Origin of the sequence: Dysgonomonas sp. Marseille-Q5470 (assembly GCF_951230145.1) — a bacterium.
GTDB lineage: Bacteria > Bacteroidota > Bacteroidia > Bacteroidales > Dysgonomonadaceae > Dysgonomonas.
Genome location: NZ_CATNVE010000003.1, coordinates 185,141 through 202,939, shown reverse-complemented (window position 1 = coordinate 202,939; position 17,799 = coordinate 185,141). Strand labels below are relative to the sequence as shown.

Genomic DNA, 17,799 nt, shown 5'->3' with positions numbered 1-17,799 from the left:
ATGCTTTATTTCATAATTTGTATCTTTGTAGTCTATGGAAGATACTTTCAGAACAATAACGGAATTATCGAAAGCAATATACACTGACAAAAGGAGTAAATTTATTGCTTATGCCATTCCTGTGCAATCTGCAGAAGAAGCCAAAAATGAAATAGATAAGCTTCGTAAAGAATATTATGACGCTCGACATGTTTGCTGGGCATATATGCTAGGAGCCGATCGGAAGGAATTCAGATCGAATGACGACGGAGAACCATCCGGAACAGCAGGAAAACCAATACTAGGGCAGATAAACTCGAATGATCTTACAAATATCTTAATTGCTGTAGTCCGTTACTTTGGCGGAATAAAACTAGGTACAAGCGGGCTCATAGTTGCCTACAGAGAAGCAGCGGCAGAAGCTATTAATGTGGCAGAAATTATAGAGAAAACAGTAGACTTGGAAATATCATTCACTTTCGAGTATCCATATATGAATGATGTGATGCGACTGGTAAAAGATATGGAACCTAAAATTTTACATCAAGATTTCGATATGAACTGTAGCATGATACTACAGATAAGAAAAGCTCAATACGATGAATTGATAAGCAGACTAGAAAAAGTGGAAAGCCTCCGGTTCGCAGATAAAAAATAAGGTAAGCCTTTATAAGCTTACCTTTTTCTATTTTTAGTCTTTTTTCCTTCTGAAACTTGCATCAAATTTACTTCGATCAAAAATTTCGTATCGAGGCAAAGTAGGCGTATAATCATCATCGTCCCACAATGTACTTGTGATCATAAGATCTGCACTATAGCGATTACAAGCAATTGGCACATTATGCACACGGCATTGGCGAAGCAACATCATTATATCGGCTTCATGGGGTTGTGGATTTAAATCATCTATCAAGAAAATAGCCAAATCCACCTCATGGCGCACTACCATGGCTGCAATCTCAGCATCACCACCCAATGGACCGGAGTTCATACGTGTAATATCTGCTTTTATACCTTTTTCTTCAAAAGCCTCTTTAATAAGAGTTCCTGTTGTTCCGGTGCAAACCAATTGATGTTTTGACAAGAAATCTGAATTATAATAACACCATTCTACCATATCCGCTTTGCGGTGATCATGTGCCACCAGGGCTATTGTTAGTCTCTTTCTCATATTTGTCGATAGTTATATGTAATCATTATTTCAAAGATACAATATTTATGTTGCATTTCTATAACGATACAATTAAACTTATAAAAACAACAAAGGAGACACTTGCGTATCCCCTCTATATTATTCTTTATTGTTATTTCTATCAGTTTCTTCCACCTTTACGCCATGCAGTACTATAATATCCTTCGCGCAAAGAGCTTACTATTACTCCTTTTTTTATCGACGCATGAATGAATTTACCATCGCCGATATATACTCCTACATGATTAATATATTTCTTTTTGAAAGTAGAAAAAAACACCATATCACCCGGTTCTAAATCCTCTTTATTGGTGATTGTTTCTTTTACATTCTTTGCTATTGTTGTACTAACTCTATCCAACTGCTGTCCAAACACAGTTTTATATATAATATTTGTAAAACCGGAACAGTCTACAGCTTTGCGGCTCATGCCACCTCTACGATAACGTGTACCGAGCCAATCTGCAACCTCACGATACAAATCTAAATTGTCAGGATTTTTAATCGATATTCCCAATTGAGAAGAAAGCTCTTGCATTTCTTTTTGTTCTATCATTCTGCGCCTCATTACTTCCATAGAGACTGCAGCACTTGCACCTGCATCAGCTAACAAAGCGTCTGAACTTGGCACATTATATTTAGAATTCTCAAATATTTTATCAAATACCGGTAAGGAAACCTTATCACCAGTATTTGTTGTTACAGACATATTTTGTGAAGACTGTACCACTTTCACCGATTTGGGAGTATGAGATACACTCGTTTTTGATTTCTTTTTCCCTGCTTTTGATTTCTTTGGTGTAACAGCAGAAACCGGCGTAAAAGCCATGGAGCACATTAACAAAAATGTTGATATTCCTAGTATCCGTTTCGAAATTGACATGCTGTTTTATTTTTTAGCCGAATAAAAATAGGAAATTCAGTCTAATAAAATAGGAACTTTGTAAAAGTTTTATAGAATTTTAAGTTCTAGTGAGCTATTTTTTTAATCTGCCGCCTTTCTTCCATGTGCGTTTATAATATTCCTCATCCAGATGGCTTACTATTACACCATTGGAGGTAGAGGCATGAACAAAACGTCCATCTTTTAAATAAATACCGACATGGCTTATTTTATTTCTACCCGAGGTGGCAAAGAAAACGAAGTCGCCCGCCTCTAAACCTCCTTTAGATACATTATGCATTTTCATTTTCGACTGATCTGTCGTAGAACGAGGTATTGATTTCCGATATACTTTCTGATAAATAAGATAAGCAAAACCGGAACAGTCTAGCCCTCTTCTCGACAACCCTGCATAACGATAAGGAACGCCCAGCCACTGCGAAACTTCGGCATAAAGAGGCATATTACGATCATCATCTTTATCAATATTACTTAATCCAATACCCAGTTTAGAGGAAAGCTCAGCCACCTCACGAGGATCGTATAAAAGTTTGCCTTGTGGTTTTTGTGTACCACAGGAAGATAATAAGATAACCAGTAATATAAAGACAGGAACACATCTGCCAACTACTCTAAACATAACATTAATAAGTTCTTGACATAAAGATAGAAAATTATTAAAAACAAAAGCGATTTCTGTCTCCAGAAACCGCCTTCTAAATATAATAAAAAGATTAATTAACAAGATTCTATTTTATTTTGAACCTGAATATGCAATATTCATATCACCTAATTGCATGTCATTTCCACCCTGCTTAACATTGTTTACTTTAATGGTCATATTTAGCTTACCATCTTTTACTGTAGATGAAGAAATCGCAACAGTTGCGGTCATAAGACCTCCTAACAAATCAATGTTTTTTGATGTATCTGCGAGTTTATAAGTACTTCCATCCTTAGTTACAGTAATTTCATCGACAGGAATATCTCCTAAAGTTAATGTACCATATGAAAATTCCTTAAGTTTAAGATTTACCTTATTGTCGGAAATTCTTGTCAATTCTATTTTTTTATCTGCAATAGTTTCATCAATCTCCATCACAGGTATTTTCAATGTTAATGAGCCAGTATAAGTACCAGCTACTTCCTTAGCATAATCTACTTTATCATCGTCATCATCGCTACAAGCTGTAAAAGCAAGACTTAATGAAAAAACAAACATCAATAAGCAAATAAGTTTTTTGTTCATAATTAGGAATTTTAATTAATAATAGAGTTAATTTGTGTCATGTCTATATTTTGTTGACATAAAGGTAAGATTACTTATAGAGTCCTACCCTCATTTTTAACAAAAAAAGACATGCGTCCCTAACTTTAAACGATTATTAACAATGCCTATTTTGAACTCAAGAACTCATCAATATGTTGAGCTGTCTTGCGTCCCGATGCGATGCTTGTTACCACTAATGATTGACCGCTTACGCAATCTCCTGCTCCAAAGACCTTTGATACATTTGTAGCCCGATTCTTATCTGTCATTACATTACGGCGAACATCATCGGTTTTTATATCCAACTCTTGCAGTAAGCCTTCTTGTATAGGATGAACAAATCCAAGGGCAAGAAACACGAGATCTACTTTATGAATCTCAGACGGTCCAACTTCTTTCATTACATGGCGACCATTCTCGTCTTTCTCCCAAGCCACTTCTACAAGTTCCACGGCTGTCAGTTTACCATCCTCTCCAATAAAGCGTTTCGTATTTAACGCCCAACGACGCTCGCAACCCTCCATGTGAGAGGAAGAAGTCTTCAGCACTACCGGAAATGGATTAGGCCAAGGATTTTCTATTTCTTCCAGCTTTGCCGGTTTAGGTAATATTTCTATTTGCAATACATTCGCTGCGCCCTGACGATTTGCAGTACCGATACAGTCTGAACCCGTATCACCACCACCAATAACAAGCACATTCTTACCTTTGGCATCAATCACCTGATCAGCCGGAACAGATTCTTTTGCGATCAACTTATTCTGCGCTGTAAGGTATTCCATAGCATAGTAAACACCTTTCAGCTCACGCCCTTCGACAGGGAGATTACGAGGCACTTGCGAGCCTATAGCCACACATACAGCATCATAATCTTTCAAGATGTCTTTACCTTTCACATCTTTACCAATCTCTGTATTTACTACAAACTTCACACCCTCAGCCTCCATTAGCTTCAATCGGCGATCGATAATATTTTTATTCAGCTTAAAGTCAGGAATACCGAAACGAAGCAAACCTCCGACATGAGAGCTCTTCTCATACACTGTTACTTCATGTCCTTTCTGATTTAGCTGATTAGCAACAGCAAGACCTGAGGGACCGGAACCAATCACGGCTACTTTTTTACCTGTACGATGAGCCGGAACTTTAGGTTGAATAAATCCTTCCCCAAAAGCGTGCTCAAGAGCCGATGCTTCATTTTCGCGGATAGTTACAGGTGCACGGTGTATAGAGAGTACACACGATTTTTCACATGGTGCGGGACAAATACGTCCTGTAAATTCAGGAAAGTCATTTGTCTGCATCAATACTTCTGCTGCCAGCTTCCAGTTTCCCTTATATATATATTCTTGCCATTCAGGCATCTTATTTCCCAGTGGACATCCCCAGTGGCAAAAAGGAATACCACAGTCCATACAGCGTGACGCTTGTTCACGTCTATCTTCACTATTTAGTGTTTGTTCTACTTCACCAAAGTCGAGAATACGCTCCTGAGCAGGACGATATCCTGCGTCTTTTCTTTTTACTGTTAAAAATGCTTTTGGATTTCCCATGATTCGTACTCCTCCTTTTAATAATCAAATTCTACTTGTGCTATTTTTTTCTTAATAGCTTCCAATTTATCATCTTGCAACACTTTCTTATACTCGATTGGAGTCACTTTCATAAATTTCTCCACTTCGGTATTCCAGTTATCAAGAATATATTTAGCCAGAGGACTATTTGTATAGTTATAATGATTGGTTATCAACTGACGAAGTTCACGGCTATCGTAAGTATCTTCTATCAGTGTCAACTCTACCATTTGCATATTGCAATAGTAATCAAAATCTTCATCTATATTATATACATAAGCCACGCCGCCACTCATACCGGCAGCAAAGTTACGTCCTGTTTTGCCAAGCACTACAGTACGACCTCCTGTCATATATTCACAACAGTGGTCTCCTGCACCCTCAACAACTGCGACAGCGCCACTATTACGTACGCAGAAGCGCTCTCCTACTCGTCCGTTGATGTATATTTCGCCCGATGTAGCACCATATAGTAATGTATTACCGGCGATGATATTTTCCTCAGGCTTAAATGTAGATGTTGTTGGTGGCACGATGATAATCTTACCACCCGACAAACCCTTACCCACATAGTCATTTGCATCACCCTCCAACTTGAAGGTTACACCATGCGCAAGAAATGCACCAAAACTTTGTCCGGCCGAACCTGTGAATGTAAATTGTATAGTATCTTCTGGAAGACCCGCATTGCCATATTTCTTTGCAATCTCACCCGAAAGCATCGCTCCCACAGTACGGTTCGTATTCTTTATTGTTTTGGTCATTACCGTTGGCATAGCTTTATCGATAGCCATACGAGATGTAGTGATCAATGAAATATCGAGCGCATCATCCAACTTATGTTCCTGATCTTTTATACGATGAATCGCATTTTCTTTTGCTTCTACAGGAAAATACATCAAACGAGACAAATCTAGTTTTTCAACTTTCTTATTTGCATCACTCTTCATATATTTCAACAAATCGGCACGCCCTACTACTTCATCAAGTGATTTCACACCCAAGGCAGCCAAATGCTCACGTACTTCTTCTGCTAAGAAATTGAAATAGTTGATAAGGTACTCGCTGCGTCCCATAAACTTCTTTCTAAGCTCTTCGTTTTGTGTAGCAACACCTACAGGACATGTATTTAAGTGACACTTACGCATCATTATACATCCCAATACAATCAATGCGCTTGTAGCAAATCCAAACTCTTCAGCCCCAAGCATCGCCGCAACAATGATGTCATGTCCGGTTTTTAGCTGACCGTCTGTTTGTAAATATACCTGACCGCGAAGCCCATTCAGTACTAACGTTTGTTGAACCTCCGCTAAACCAATTTCTAAAGGAAGACCTGCATGCTTAATCGAACTTGCAGGACTTGCACCCGTACCACCTTCACATCCACTGATAACGATACGATCTGCTTTAGCTTTGGCAACACCGGCAGCAATTGTTCCCACACCACTTTCAGATACTAATTTTACACTAATCTGAGCAGCAGGATTTACATTTTTGAGGTCAAATATCAATTGAGCCAAATCCTCGATTGAATATATATCATGATGAGGAGGAGGAGAAATCAGAGAGATTCCGGGAATTGAGTGACGGGTCTTAGCGATAATTTTATCTACCTTAAATCCCGGTAGCTGTCCCCCTTCTCCGGGTTTTGCACCTTGAGCTATTTTTATTTGTAATTCATCTGCATTAACCAAATACTCTGTTGTTACACCAAAGCGACCGGAAGCAACTTGCTTGATAGAAGAACGGGCATTGGTAGCAAAACGTTCAGGCAACTCACCCCCCTCTCCGGTATTGCTTTTTCCGCCGATAGCGTTCATTGCTACAGCCATTGCTTCATGGGCTTCACGACTGATAGAACCAAAAGACATGGCTCCTGTCACAAAGCGTTTTGTAATAGCTGACACAGGTTCTACTTCCGAAACATCAATCGGATTATTAGAAGGATCAAAATCTAAGAAATCACGCAAAAATATCTTTTCCGTTTTTTTATCAATAGAGTCGGTATATTCTTTAAATTTCTTATAACTACCCAGACGTGTAGCCATCTGAAGATTCATTATCGTTTCAGGATTCCATGCGTGATATTCACCATTGCGGCGCCATGCGTATATACCCTGACTTACTAATGACGGGTCGATAAAGTCACTCTCAAAGGCTTCATAAAAAGCCTCGATTGTATCGCTTGCTATGTCATTAATATCAATACCTTCAATCTTAGATGTAGTCCCCTTAAAGTACTTATCGATAACTCCGGTACTGATACCCACAGCTTCGAATATCTGAGCACCAATATAGCTTTTCAGTGTAGAGATACCCATCTTGGACATGGTTTTCAATAAGCCTTTGTTTATAGACTTCACATAGTTCTTCATGGCTGTATGAAAATCTAAGTGAATATCTCCTTTTTTAACAAGATCTTCTATCACCGCTAATGCCAAATATGGATTCACGGCATTAGCGCCATAACCAAACAATAAAGCGAAGTGCATCACCTCACGTGGTTCTGCCGATTCTACCACTATATCTATTTGCATACGTTTGCGGCGTTCTATCAGATAATGATGAACTGCCGACACAGCCAATAATGAAGGAATGGCAGCATTATCCGGATTTACCCCTCTATCGCTAAGTACGATATAGTTACTACCGCTATCTACAGCTTTTTCTGCATTGCGACACATTTGTTCTATCGCTTTTTCCAGTCCGGCTCCACCTTGTTTCGGATCGAACAGCATCGGAATGATTTCCGCCTTAAAGCCCTTATAACCAAGATGAACTAGCAAATCTAATTCCCTATTTGATAAGAAAGGATTCGATAGCCCAACCATCTTGGTATGCTCCGGCATTGGTTCGAGTATATTTTTATGAAGCGAACCAATATATCCGGCAAGAGACATCACCAGCTCTTCACGAATAGGGTCGATAGGCGGGTTTGTTACCTGAGCAAATAATTGGCGGAAATATGTAAATAAACGCTGTGGCTTGTTAGATAAAACAGCGACAGGCGCATCGTTTCCCATAGATGCAGTAGGCTCTTTGCCTTCCACAGCCATTGGCGTCATTATCTTTTCTATATCTTCTTTGTAATATCCAAAAACCTTCAGCAGCTTATCGTAGTTATCCACGCTATATTTTGGTGCACGCCCCGAAGATATGTCATCTAATGAAATACGGTTCTTAGATAGCCATTCACGATACGGATACGCTTTTGCAAGGTTTTCCTTCAGCTCTGCATCATATTGTATTGTTCCTTTTTCGGTATCTACCATTAGTATTTTACCGGGACGAAGGCGACCTTTTTCTTTTATTTCGGACGGCTCAAATGGCAATACCCCCATTTCGGAAGCAACGACCATAACGTCATTATGAGTTATCAAATAACGGGCAGGGCGCAGACCATTACGGTCTAACAGTCCTCCGGCATAACGTCCATCCGAGAACAATAGTGTAGCCGGTCCATCCCAAGGCTCCATAAACAAGCTATGGTATTCATAGAAAGCTTTCAAGTCGTCAGATATCGGATTCTGATCGTTCCACGATTCGGGAACCATCATTGCCATTGCATGAGGTAGTGATTTCCCTGACATAACAAGGAATTCCAATACATTATCGAATGATGCACTATCACTCATAAATGGCTGAACAATTGGCCACAAGTCGTTGATATTCCCTAACAAATCTGATTTCAATATGCTCTCACGAGCCTCCATCCACAAACGATTACCCTTTATCGTATTGATCTCACCATTATGAGCCACCATACGGAATGGGTGTGCCAAATCCCATGTAGGGAAGGTGTTGGTACTGAAACGTGAGTGCACCAAAGCAATAGCACTTGTGAGATGCGGATTCAGCAAATCGGGATAATAATGCCGAAGTTGCTCAGACGACAACATACCTTTATATATAAGGCGCTTTGTAGACAAACTGACAATATAGAAAGCTCGCTTAGTCTCTAATGAAAATATTTTAGAGTTGAATATTTCTTTTTCTATTTTCTTACGAAGTAAATAGAGTTTGTGCTCTAATTCATCCTGAGAAAGACCTTCTTCTCCGAGCACAAATATTTGTTTTATATGAGGCTCATTCGACTTTGCCATCTCTCCCAATATTTCACTATTGACAGGTACATCGCGAACAGCCAAAAGCTTCAAGCCTTCCTTATCGATATATTGCGTGAGAGTTATCATACACGATTCCATCTCAGCCTCACCCTTCGGCAAGAAGACCAATCCGGTTCCGTAGTGCCCTTTCTCGGGGACAGGTATCCCCTGTAGAAGTATAAACTCGTGCGGTATTTGTAACATAATACCGGCACCATCACCGGTTTTATTATCGGCGTTTTCTGCTCCACGGTGAGTCATGTTCTCCAATACACGGAGACCATTTTCAACGATAGCATGTGATTTTGCACCCTTCATATGCAACACCATACCTACCCCACACGCATCGTGTTCGTAGTTTGGGTCATATAGTCCGTGCTGTATTGCTGATCTTAAATCTTGCATAGTCAATAGTTGATATGTGAATGAAAGAATTTTCGGGTTCTATCCTAATTTATTTACAATGACAAATGTACGAATTTCGCTTTAATAAATTTTCTTTTTGATTTAAAAATGCACCTTTTTAATAAAAAATCTATATTTAATCGATTTTTTTTAACAAAAGAACACAAAAACAAACAAATTAAAGACCCCGAAATAAATAATTCAGTCTGTTTTATTTCATATTTATACTCGCAAAATCAAAGCCTGTATAAAAAAAGAAATCCCGACTCGTTAGAGATCGGGACTTCTTTTCTTTATAATGTTTAATTATCGTATAAACAATAATTCTCTATATTTAGCCAATGGCCACATTTCATTATCAACAATCAATTCAAGTTTGTCGATATGATAGCGGATTTCGTCCAAATACGGAGCTACATTATCATGATAAGCAACAGCTTTCTCACGTTCACTCTCAATGTTATTAGCCGCTTTACGAGCATCTATCATTTCATGAACTTTTGCGTTCACGGCATTTACATGCGTAGATACTTTTTCTATCAAACGGATTTGCTCTGCACCAAGAGTCTTGTAGTCATCAGAGATGTCTTTTAGCTTAGAAACATTTGTCAACAATATAGATTGGTATGAAATCGCTACAGGAATGATATGATTTAAAGCCAAATCACCTAATACACGCGATTCTATCTGGATTTTCTTTGTATACATTTCCCACTTCACCTCGTTACGAGCATGAAGCTCTACTTCAGATAAAATACCGGCAAATGTTTTGATACTTTGTTTTGAAGTATAGCTATCATAGATAACAGGAACGCTTGTTTCGCAATCCAATTTACGTTTTTTAGCTTCTGCTTTCCATTCTTCGCTATATCCATTACCATTGAAACGGATAGAACGTGATTCTTTGATATACTTCTTCAATACTTCGTAAAGAGCCTCTTCTTTCGATTTACCTTTACTGATTAGTGCATCAACTTCGTCTTTAAACACTCTTAGCTGTTCTGCAACAGAAGCATTCAAGGCTGTCATAGCAGAAGCACAGTTAGCAGAAGAACCCACAGCACGGAACTCGAAACGATTTCCTGTGAATGCGAATGGAGAAGTACGGTTACGGTCTGTATTATCCAAAAGGATTTCAGGAATTTGACCTACACCTAAACTAATCTGTTTCTTGTTGTCAACAACGATAGCATCTTTTACAGAGCTCTTCTCAAACTTATCAAGAATATCACTAACCTGAGTACCCAAGAATACTGATATGATAGCAGGAGGAGCTTCGTTTGCTCCAAGACGGTGAGCATTTGTAGCTGAAGATATTGAAGCTTTCAACAGGCCGTTATTCTTATAAACAGCAGCCAAGATATTCACCACAAATGTGATAAAACGAAGGTTTTCAACTTTATCCTTACCCGGAGAAAGAAGGTTGATTCCTGTATTTGTAGCAAGAGACCAGTTGTTATGTTTACCCGAACCGTTGATTCCTTTGAATGGTTTTTCGTGGAATAGGATACGGAAAGAGTGCTTACGCGCTACCTTATCCATTACAGACATAACCAAAAGGTTGTGGTCTACAGCAAGATTACATTCTTCATATATAGGAGCCAGCTCAAACTGATTTGGAGCTACTTCGTTGTGACGAGTTTTTACAGGAATGCCCAAAGCATACGATTCGTACTCAAGCTCTTTCATAAAACGTTGAACACGTTCAGGAATTGAACCAAAGTAGTGGTCTTCCAACTGCTGATTTTTTGCACTTTCGTGACTCATCAGCGTTCTTCCTGTCAAAGCTAAGTCTGGACGAGCCATAAACAAGTCTTCGTCAACAAGGAAATACTCTTGTTCCCATCCAAGGTTAGATATTACCTTTGTTACATCTTCATTAAAATACTGAACTACACCTGTTGCAGCCTTATCTACCGCAGCAAGAGCTTTAAGCAAAGGAGTCTTATAGTCAAGAGCCTCACCTGTATATGAGATAAAGATAGTAGGAATACACAATGTTTCACCTACAATAAATGCAGGAGATGATGGATCCCAAGCAGAATAACCACGTGCTTCGAATGTATTACGAAGACCTCCCGACGGAAAACTTGAAGCATCAGGCTCTTGTTGAGCAAGAAGCTTTCCTTCAAATTCTTCAATCAGTCCACCATTACCATCATGTTCAACAAAAGCATCATGCTTTTCGGCAGTACCGTCTGTCAACGGATGAAACCAGTGAGTATAGTGTGTTACACCATTTTCCAGAGCCCACATACGCATTCCGGCTGCAACATGCTCTGCCAGATTACGATTTACAGATTGTCCTTTTTCAATTGCATCATTAAGCGCTTTAAAAGTTTCTTTCGAAAGATATTTGGTCATAGCTTTACGATTGAACACCTTTTCCCCGTAATACTCTGAAGTTTTACTTTTAGGTTTCTCTACCTCAAGAGGCTTTCGCTCTGAGGCCAGTGCTACTGCTTTAAAACGTAACTTTGTCATAAATTTACTTTTATTGAGTTTATATAGGATTTATCAAATAGAAATCTTTTTTAATCGACCAACAGCCTCTTTGGTATTTTCTAAAGTACCAAATGCCGTTAACCTTAAATAACCTTCTCCACTAGGGCCAAAACCTACACCGGGAGTTCCTACAACATGTAGATCATTCAATAGATAATCGAAGAATCCCCACGATGTCATTCCCTTTGGAGTTTTTACCCAAATATAAGGAGAGTTTACACCACCATATACTTGCAATCCTTCGGAAGCGAGACCCTCACGAATGATCTTTGCATTATTCATATAATAGTCGATGATATCTTTTATCTGCTTTTTACCTTCGGCAGAGAAACAAGCCTCGGCTGCACGTTGAATAATATATGGAACACCGTTAAACTTAGTAGTATGGCGTCTGTTCCACAATTTATTATAAGAAATCTTTTCTCCGGTTTTGGTGTATCCCATCACAGTTTTAGGCACAACGGTATAAGCGCAACGAGTACCTGTAAATCCGGCAGTTTTGGAGAAACTACGAAACTCGATAGCCACTTCTCGTGCTCCCTCTATCTCGTATATACTATGAGGAACATCACTTTCGGTAATAAATTCTTTGTAAGCACCATCAAATAGGATAAGCACCTTATTCTGGAGAGCATAATCAACCCATACTTTCAATTGATCTTTCGTCAATGTAGTACCTGTAGGATTGTTAGGATAACACAAGTAAACGATATCTACTTTCTCAGTCGGCAATGACGGAATAAAGTCATTCTCTGATGTACATGGAATATAAACAAGCTTATTCCATTTGCCATTTGCCTGCAATTCTCCTGCACGGCCAGCCATTACGTTTGTATCTACGTAGACAGGATAAACAGGATCTGTAACAGCAACAATATTATCAAGTCCAAGAATATCGCCGATATTACCGGTATCACTTTTAGAGCCATCGCTTACAAATATTTCGTCAGCAGAAATATCCAAGCCACGTGCTTTATAATCATTTTCTACAATTGTATTTACCAAAAAGTCGTACCCTTGTTCAGGTCCGTATCCTCTAAAAGTAGATGCATTCGCCATTTCATCTACAGCGGCATGCATTGCGTTTATTATCGCCGAAGGTAGAGGCTTTGTAACATCACCGATTCCCAAACGAATAACATTGGCTTCAGGATGGGCGGCCTTAAATTCATTTACTTTTTTTGCAATATCCGAGAACAAGTAACTTCCCGGTAGTTTAGTATAATTTTCGTTTATGAATGCCATTTTTATATATTAATAATTTCGGGTTCTTCTATTATATGGCCGCAGTATTAAAAAATCTCTCCTTCAAAAACTGTCACAGCCTCACCGGTCATATACACGTGATTATTTTGCTCATCCCATTCTATCTCGAGATCTCCGCCTATCAGGTGAATTGTTATTTTACGGTCGCAATATCCGTTCAGTATGGCAGCAACAGCCGCAGCACAGGCTCCTGTGCCACAAGCCAGAGTCTCTCCTGCTCCACGTTCCCACACACGCATATTCAACGTTTTACGATCAACGACTTCAATGAACTCAGTATTTGTTTTTCGAGGGAATATCGGATGTTTTTCAAACTTAGGTCCTATTACAGGCAAATCAAGCTCTTTTATTCCTGTTGTAAAAACAACCGCATGAGGGTTCCCCATGGATACGCAAGATATTTCCCATATTTTGCCATCGATATCCAACGGGAAATTAAGTACAGGTTCTTTATCCACCTTCACCGGAATTTGCACAGGATCAAGAATCGGCTCACCCATATCCACTGTCACCTTACGAGCTTTTTCGTCTCCTTCCAGTAAAGTTATATATTTAACGCCGGCTTTTGTTTCCAGCGCAATTTCCTTTTTTGTTGTCAATCCGTTGTCATATACATATTTCCCTACACAACGAGAAGCATTACCACACATCTCGGCTTCAGAACCATCGGAATTGAACATCTGCATTCTAAAATCTGAATTCTCAGATGGCAATATAAGCACTAAACCATCCGAGCCAATACCAAAATTACGATTACTAAGGCGGATTGCTAATGCTGAAGGATTATCTATCTCCTGAACAAACCCGTTCATATAGATATAATCATTGCCCGCGCCGTGCATTTTGGTGAATTTCAACTTCTTCATTCTCTATATTTCGTCTTTTTTTACTTTATCTTTTCAAGGGACAAATTTCATACAAATTATTCGTTTTTGCAAGAAATCCATAACATTTTTTCATCTTTAATAAAACAAAAAAATCTTTTTGTTTTATTTTCAACTTAAAAACAAAACATAAAGACATTATGAAGGTTTAATTGATTTACAAATGATAGGTTTATATTTAATATCACGTCTCTTTAATGCTCTTTACAAAAATTCTGCAACAAAATACTTCTCACACAACATCCTTTTCAACTATATGCCACTATTCCTCTCGAATCAAAACTTAATTTCGAAATAAAAACAATCACGATAATCAATTGTTTTTCATTTCTCTTATTTTACCGATAAGAATAAAACAAAAAGGAGGCAACCGCCTCCTTAAAATATACTATTTATCATATGCTTCTGCATGAACAGCCTTCACCGCCCTACCTGACGGATCAACTCTATTCTTGAAAGACGCATCCCACTCCAGCGCCACAGCCGTACTGCAGGCGACGGACGGAACGGACGGAACGGTATGAGCAGCCGAAGCTGACGGGAAATGCTCTTCAAACATTGTGCGATACCAATACTCTTCCTTTGACATTGGAGGATTGATCGGAAAACGCTCCGAAGCATGCATCATCTGCTTATCTGAGACTTTCTTTTCGGCCATTTCCTTCAACGAATCTATCCAATTGTAGCCAACTCCGTCAGAAAATTGCTCTTTTTGCCTCCAAGCAACACTTTCAGGCAAATAATCCTGAAATGTTTTTCTTAATATATATTTTTCTATTTTACCATTACCACACATTTTATCCTGAGGATTTAAACGCATAGCAACGTCTATAAATTCTTTATCGAGAAAAGGCACACGCCCTTCTACTCCCCATGCAGCTAACGACTTATTCGCACGCAAGCAATCATACAAATGCAATCTATCCAACTTCCGTACGGTTTCTTCATGAAAAGCTTTTGCATCGGGAGCCTTATGAAAATATAAGTAACCACCAAACAACTCATCTGCACCTTCGCCGGAAAGCACCATCTTCACTCCCATCGATTTTATAAAACGAGCCAACAAATACATAGGGGTAGATGCACGAACGGTAGTAACATCATAGGTTTCGATATGATAAATCACATCACTGAGGGCATCAAGAGCCTCTTCGACCGTGAAATTTATTTCATGATGTACTGTTCCGATATACTCTGCCACCTTTTTTGAGGCCACCAAGTCCGGAGAATCTTTCAACCCAACAGCAAATGAATGCAATTGAGGCCACCAAGCTTCGGTCTGGTTATCATCCTCTATTCTGCGAGCTGCATATCGTTTTGCGATAGCTGATATTATAGACGAATCCAATCCTCCTGAAAGTAAAACACCATAAGGAACATCCGACATCAATTGGCGATGCACAGCGCTCTCCAAAGCTACTCTCAACTCATTTTCATCAGATTCATTATCTTTTACATCGTCATACTCCATCCAGTCACGTTTATACCAACGTTTCAAATCATTCCCCTCGGCACTACACATATAATAACCGGGTAAGAACTCCTGCACGTTGGGACAAACACCTTCCAAAGCTTTTAATTCGCTTGCCACATAAAATTGTCCGTGATCGTCATACCCCATATAAAGAGGAATTATCCCCATATGGTCACGTCCAATAAGACAAATATCATTTTCAACATCATAAAGCGCAAAAGCAAAGATGCCATTTAAATCTTCAAAGAGATCAACCCCTTTATCTTTATACAAAGCTAAGATTACTTCGCAGTCTGAGTGTGTAAGAAATTCGTAGTCGGGATAGCGACTTCTTATTTCTTTGTGATTGTAGATCTCACCATTGACAGCCAAAACCAAATTACCATCTTTACTATAAAGAGGTTGTTTACCAGAGTCTACTCCTACAATAGACAATCTTTCGTGAGCAAGAATAGATTTCTCACCACAATATATCCCCGACCAATCCGGACCGCGGTGACGAATTTTTTTTGCCATGCGAAGAACCTGCCCCCGCAAAACGCTTATATCTTGTATTAAATCAAAAGCTCCTACAAATCCACACATATATTTATCACCTGTTTTGTTTAAAATTTGAACAGTCTGGCAAATTTATATCATTTTATTCGTAAATAAAAAATAAATAAGACTTTTTGTTAATAAAAAACACCATTAAATCTCATTATGACAATAAAACTAAAAACACAACAAACTAAACACTTTTGTTAATTTCGGTTTTAAAGTCTTATAAAAAGCGTGAGCTATATATAATTAAGTAAAATATGTATATATTTGCACCACAAATATTTGCATAACGAACACATTACAATGAAGAATTTTATACTATCCTTTACAATTTTACTGACCACCTGCACTTTGATGACATCATGCGGAGACAACGAGGAGGAAGCTGTAACCTTACAGGGCGAATGGCTAATGCGCGAGCAGACAATAAAAACATCCGATTCCAGCTTCGACAATATGCTAAATACTGTTTTCAGTCTGGACTTAAAAGAAAATCAAACAACCAGAGCTTTTACTGAATTAAATGTAAAAACTACGATCAGAAAAAAAGGATCTTCGGGCTCTGATGAACTTATCAGTGAGTCTACCGATACATATGAAGCTAAAGGAGACTCTATATTTATACAAAGTTCATTGCATGGAGGCACAGCGGCTAGTAAATATCTTATAACGCCCAATACCCTAACTACTTACCGTAAAGTAACCTCACAAGACATTAGAAACATCGTTACCATTATGGGAGTAGATCCCGCAACAATCCCGAATGACTTGACAGGTGAATTAAAAATCAAAGAAATACGATAATCTTTTCCACAAATATTTGAATTTTTAGTAGAGATTGATTATCTTTGCCACCCGATTGCTAATAGGCTAACAAGAAACTGTATATAAAACGGTTCGCCTCAGGCACATAACCTGTAAATAACAAAACAGATGTACGTAATTGTAGACATTCAAGGACAACAAATGAAAGTTGAAAAAGACCAAAAGTTGTTTGTTCATAGAATCAATGCAGAAAATGGCTCAACAGTTGAGTTCGATAAAGTATTATTAGTTGACAACGGCGGCACAGTAACAGTAGGTACACCGACTGTAGATGGCGCAAAAGTAGTTCTTGAGGTTGTTTCTCAAGCAAAAGGTGATAAAGTTCTTATTTTCCACAAGAAAAGAAGAAAAGGACACCGTAAACTAAACGGTCACCGTCAACAATTTTCAGAAGTTATAGTAAAAGAAATTATTGCTTAATCAGTTAAAAACAGAAGACAATGGCACACAAGAAAGGTGTAGGTAGTTCGAAAAACGGCCGTGAATCGGAAAGTAAACGATTGGGCGTTAAAGCATTTGGTGGAGAAGTTGTAAAAGCAGGAAACATCATAGTTCGTCAGAGAGGAACAACTCATCATCCGGGAGAAAATGTAGGTATTGGTAAAGACCATACATTATTTGCTCTTGTAGATGGTACAGTGGTTTTCCGCAAAAAAAGAAACGACAGATCATTTGTTTCTGTACTTCCTAAAGCAGAAGCTTAAGAAACAAGTTTAAAACATAGAGAAAGCAGTCTGATAATCAGGCTGCTTTTTTTGTTTATATAACTGATAATCTTACATCAACCGATGATTCCTACTTATAAATAGTGAAAAAGTGACATAAATATCATTATTACTTGGTATTGTATACATTTCTTGGTTGTCATTACTTTGTAAACAGAAAATTAG

At 38.5% G+C, this 17,799-nt stretch carries 14 protein-coding genes; 4 read left to right on the top strand and 10 right to left on the bottom strand.

Features of this window, described 5'->3' with window-relative positions; genetic code table 11:
- Window positions 1-34: 34 nt before the first annotated feature.
- Entirely contained in the window at window positions 35-637 is a 603-nt protein-coding gene (locus QOX35_RS06955; protein WP_283686306.1) for an IMPACT family protein, read from the top strand.
- Between the two features lie 33 nt (window positions 638-670).
- On the opposite strand, the gene QOX35_RS06950 is transcribed toward QOX35_RS06955, so the two are convergent.
- The 10 genes from QOX35_RS06950 to asnB form a co-directional block, all read right to left on the bottom strand.
- Entirely contained in the window at window positions 671-1,150 is a 480-nt protein-coding gene (locus QOX35_RS06950; protein WP_006842469.1) for a methylglyoxal synthase, read from the bottom strand.
- A gap of 142 nt (window positions 1,151-1,292) precedes the next feature.
- Window positions 1,293-2,054 (bottom strand): C40 family peptidase, encoded by a 762-nt coding sequence (locus QOX35_RS06945; protein WP_135103853.1) that lies wholly within the window; start codon window positions 2,052-2,054, stop codon window positions 1,293-1,295.
- 94 nt (window positions 2,055-2,148) lie between these two features.
- Window positions 2,149-2,694, bottom strand: a complete 546-nt coding sequence (locus QOX35_RS06940; RefSeq protein WP_283686305.1) for a C40 family peptidase — start codon at window positions 2,692-2,694, stop codon at window positions 2,149-2,151.
- A 114-nt stretch (window positions 2,695-2,808) separates the two neighbouring features.
- Window positions 2,809-3,303 (bottom strand): calycin-like domain-containing protein, encoded by a 495-nt coding sequence (locus QOX35_RS06935; protein WP_135103851.1) that lies wholly within the window; start codon window positions 3,301-3,303, stop codon window positions 2,809-2,811.
- A 146-nt stretch (window positions 3,304-3,449) separates the two neighbouring features.
- A complete protein-coding gene (locus QOX35_RS06930) occupies window positions 3,450-4,877 on the bottom strand; it encodes a glutamate synthase subunit beta (protein WP_135103850.1) in 1,428 nt (475 codons plus the stop codon).
- A gap of 17 nt (window positions 4,878-4,894) precedes the next feature.
- On the bottom strand, window positions 4,895-9,412 hold the full coding sequence (gene gltB / locus QOX35_RS06925; protein WP_283686304.1) for a glutamate synthase large subunit: 4,518 nt from the start codon (window positions 9,410-9,412) through the stop codon (window positions 4,895-4,897).
- A 306-nt stretch (window positions 9,413-9,718) separates the two neighbouring features.
- Window positions 9,719-11,896 carry a glutamine synthetase III family protein gene (locus tag QOX35_RS06920; protein ID WP_135103848.1) on the bottom strand — a complete coding sequence of 726 codons (2,178 nt, stop codon included), beginning with the start codon at window positions 11,894-11,896 and terminating at the stop codon, window positions 9,719-9,721.
- Between the two features lie 33 nt (window positions 11,897-11,929).
- Entirely contained in the window at window positions 11,930-13,162 is a 1,233-nt protein-coding gene (locus tag QOX35_RS06915) for an LL-diaminopimelate aminotransferase (RefSeq protein WP_135103847.1), read from the bottom strand.
- 47 nt (window positions 13,163-13,209) lie between these two features.
- Window positions 13,210-14,049: a diaminopimelate epimerase gene (dapF, locus tag QOX35_RS06910; RefSeq protein WP_283686303.1), complete on the bottom strand. Its 840-nt coding sequence runs from the start codon at window positions 14,047-14,049 to the stop codon at window positions 13,210-13,212.
- Window positions 14,050-14,455: 406 nt separating this feature from the next.
- Entirely contained in the window at window positions 14,456-16,126 is a 1,671-nt protein-coding gene (asnB, locus tag QOX35_RS06905) for an asparagine synthase B (RefSeq protein ID WP_283686302.1), read from the bottom strand.
- A 261-nt stretch (window positions 16,127-16,387) separates the two neighbouring features.
- On the opposite strand from asnB, the gene QOX35_RS06900 reads away from it, so the two are divergent.
- The 3 genes from QOX35_RS06900 (at window position 16,388) to rpmA (ending at window position 17,613) form a co-directional block, all read left to right on the top strand.
- Window positions 16,388-16,888, top strand: a complete 501-nt coding sequence (locus tag QOX35_RS06900; RefSeq protein WP_283686301.1) for a hypothetical protein — start codon at window positions 16,388-16,390, stop codon at window positions 16,886-16,888.
- A gap of 129 nt (window positions 16,889-17,017) precedes the next feature.
- The gene (rplU, locus tag QOX35_RS06895; RefSeq protein ID WP_006842456.1) at window positions 17,018-17,329 is read left to right on the top strand and encodes a 50S ribosomal protein L21; all 312 of its coding nucleotides are present in this window, start codon (window positions 17,018-17,020) and stop codon (window positions 17,327-17,329) included.
- A gap of 20 nt (window positions 17,330-17,349) precedes the next feature.
- The gene (gene rpmA / locus QOX35_RS06890) at window positions 17,350-17,613 is read left to right on the top strand and encodes a 50S ribosomal protein L27 (protein WP_006842455.1); all 264 of its coding nucleotides are present in this window, start codon (window positions 17,350-17,352) and stop codon (window positions 17,611-17,613) included.
- Window positions 17,614-17,799 lie beyond the last annotated feature (186 nt).

Bases quoted from the DNA above. Each gene is read 5' to 3' on its own strand.
- QOX35_RS06955 (WP_283686306.1), top strand. From the start codon at position 35: ATGGAAGATACTTTCAGAACAATAACGGAATTATCGAAAGCAATATAC.
- QOX35_RS06950 (WP_006842469.1), bottom strand. From the start codon at position 1,150: ATGAGAAAGAGACTAACAATAGCCCTGGTGGCACATGATCACCGCAAA.
- QOX35_RS06945 (WP_135103853.1), bottom strand. From the start codon at position 2,054: ATGTCAATTTCGAAACGGATACTAGGAATATCAACATTTTTGTTAATG.
- QOX35_RS06940 (WP_283686305.1), bottom strand. From the start codon at position 2,694: ATGTTTAGAGTAGTTGGCAGATGTGTTCCTGTCTTTATATTACTGGTT.
- QOX35_RS06935 (WP_135103851.1), bottom strand. From the start codon at position 3,303: ATGAACAAAAAACTTATTTGCTTATTGATGTTTGTTTTTTCATTAAGT.
- QOX35_RS06930 (WP_135103850.1), bottom strand. From the start codon at position 4,877: ATGGGAAATCCAAAAGCATTTTTAACAGTAAAAAGAAAAGACGCAGGA.
- gltB (WP_283686304.1), bottom strand. From the start codon at position 9,412: ATGCAAGATTTAAGATCAGCAATACAGCACGGACTATATGACCCAAAC.
- QOX35_RS06920 (WP_135103848.1), bottom strand. From the start codon at position 11,896: ATGACAAAGTTACGTTTTAAAGCAGTAGCACTGGCCTCAGAGCGAAAG.
- QOX35_RS06915 (WP_135103847.1), bottom strand. From the start codon at position 13,162: ATGGCATTCATAAACGAAAATTATACTAAACTACCGGGAAGTTACTTG.
- dapF (WP_283686303.1), bottom strand. From the start codon at position 14,049: ATGAAGAAGTTGAAATTCACCAAAATGCACGGCGCGGGCAATGATTAT.
- asnB (WP_283686302.1), bottom strand. From the start codon at position 16,126: ATGTGTGGATTTGTAGGAGCTTTTGATTTAATACAAGATATAAGCGTT.
- QOX35_RS06900 (WP_283686301.1), top strand. From the start codon at position 16,388: ATGAAGAATTTTATACTATCCTTTACAATTTTACTGACCACCTGCACT.
- rplU (WP_006842456.1), top strand. From the start codon at position 17,018: ATGTACGTAATTGTAGACATTCAAGGACAACAAATGAAAGTTGAAAAA.
- rpmA (WP_006842455.1), top strand. From the start codon at position 17,350: ATGGCACACAAGAAAGGTGTAGGTAGTTCGAAAAACGGCCGTGAATCG.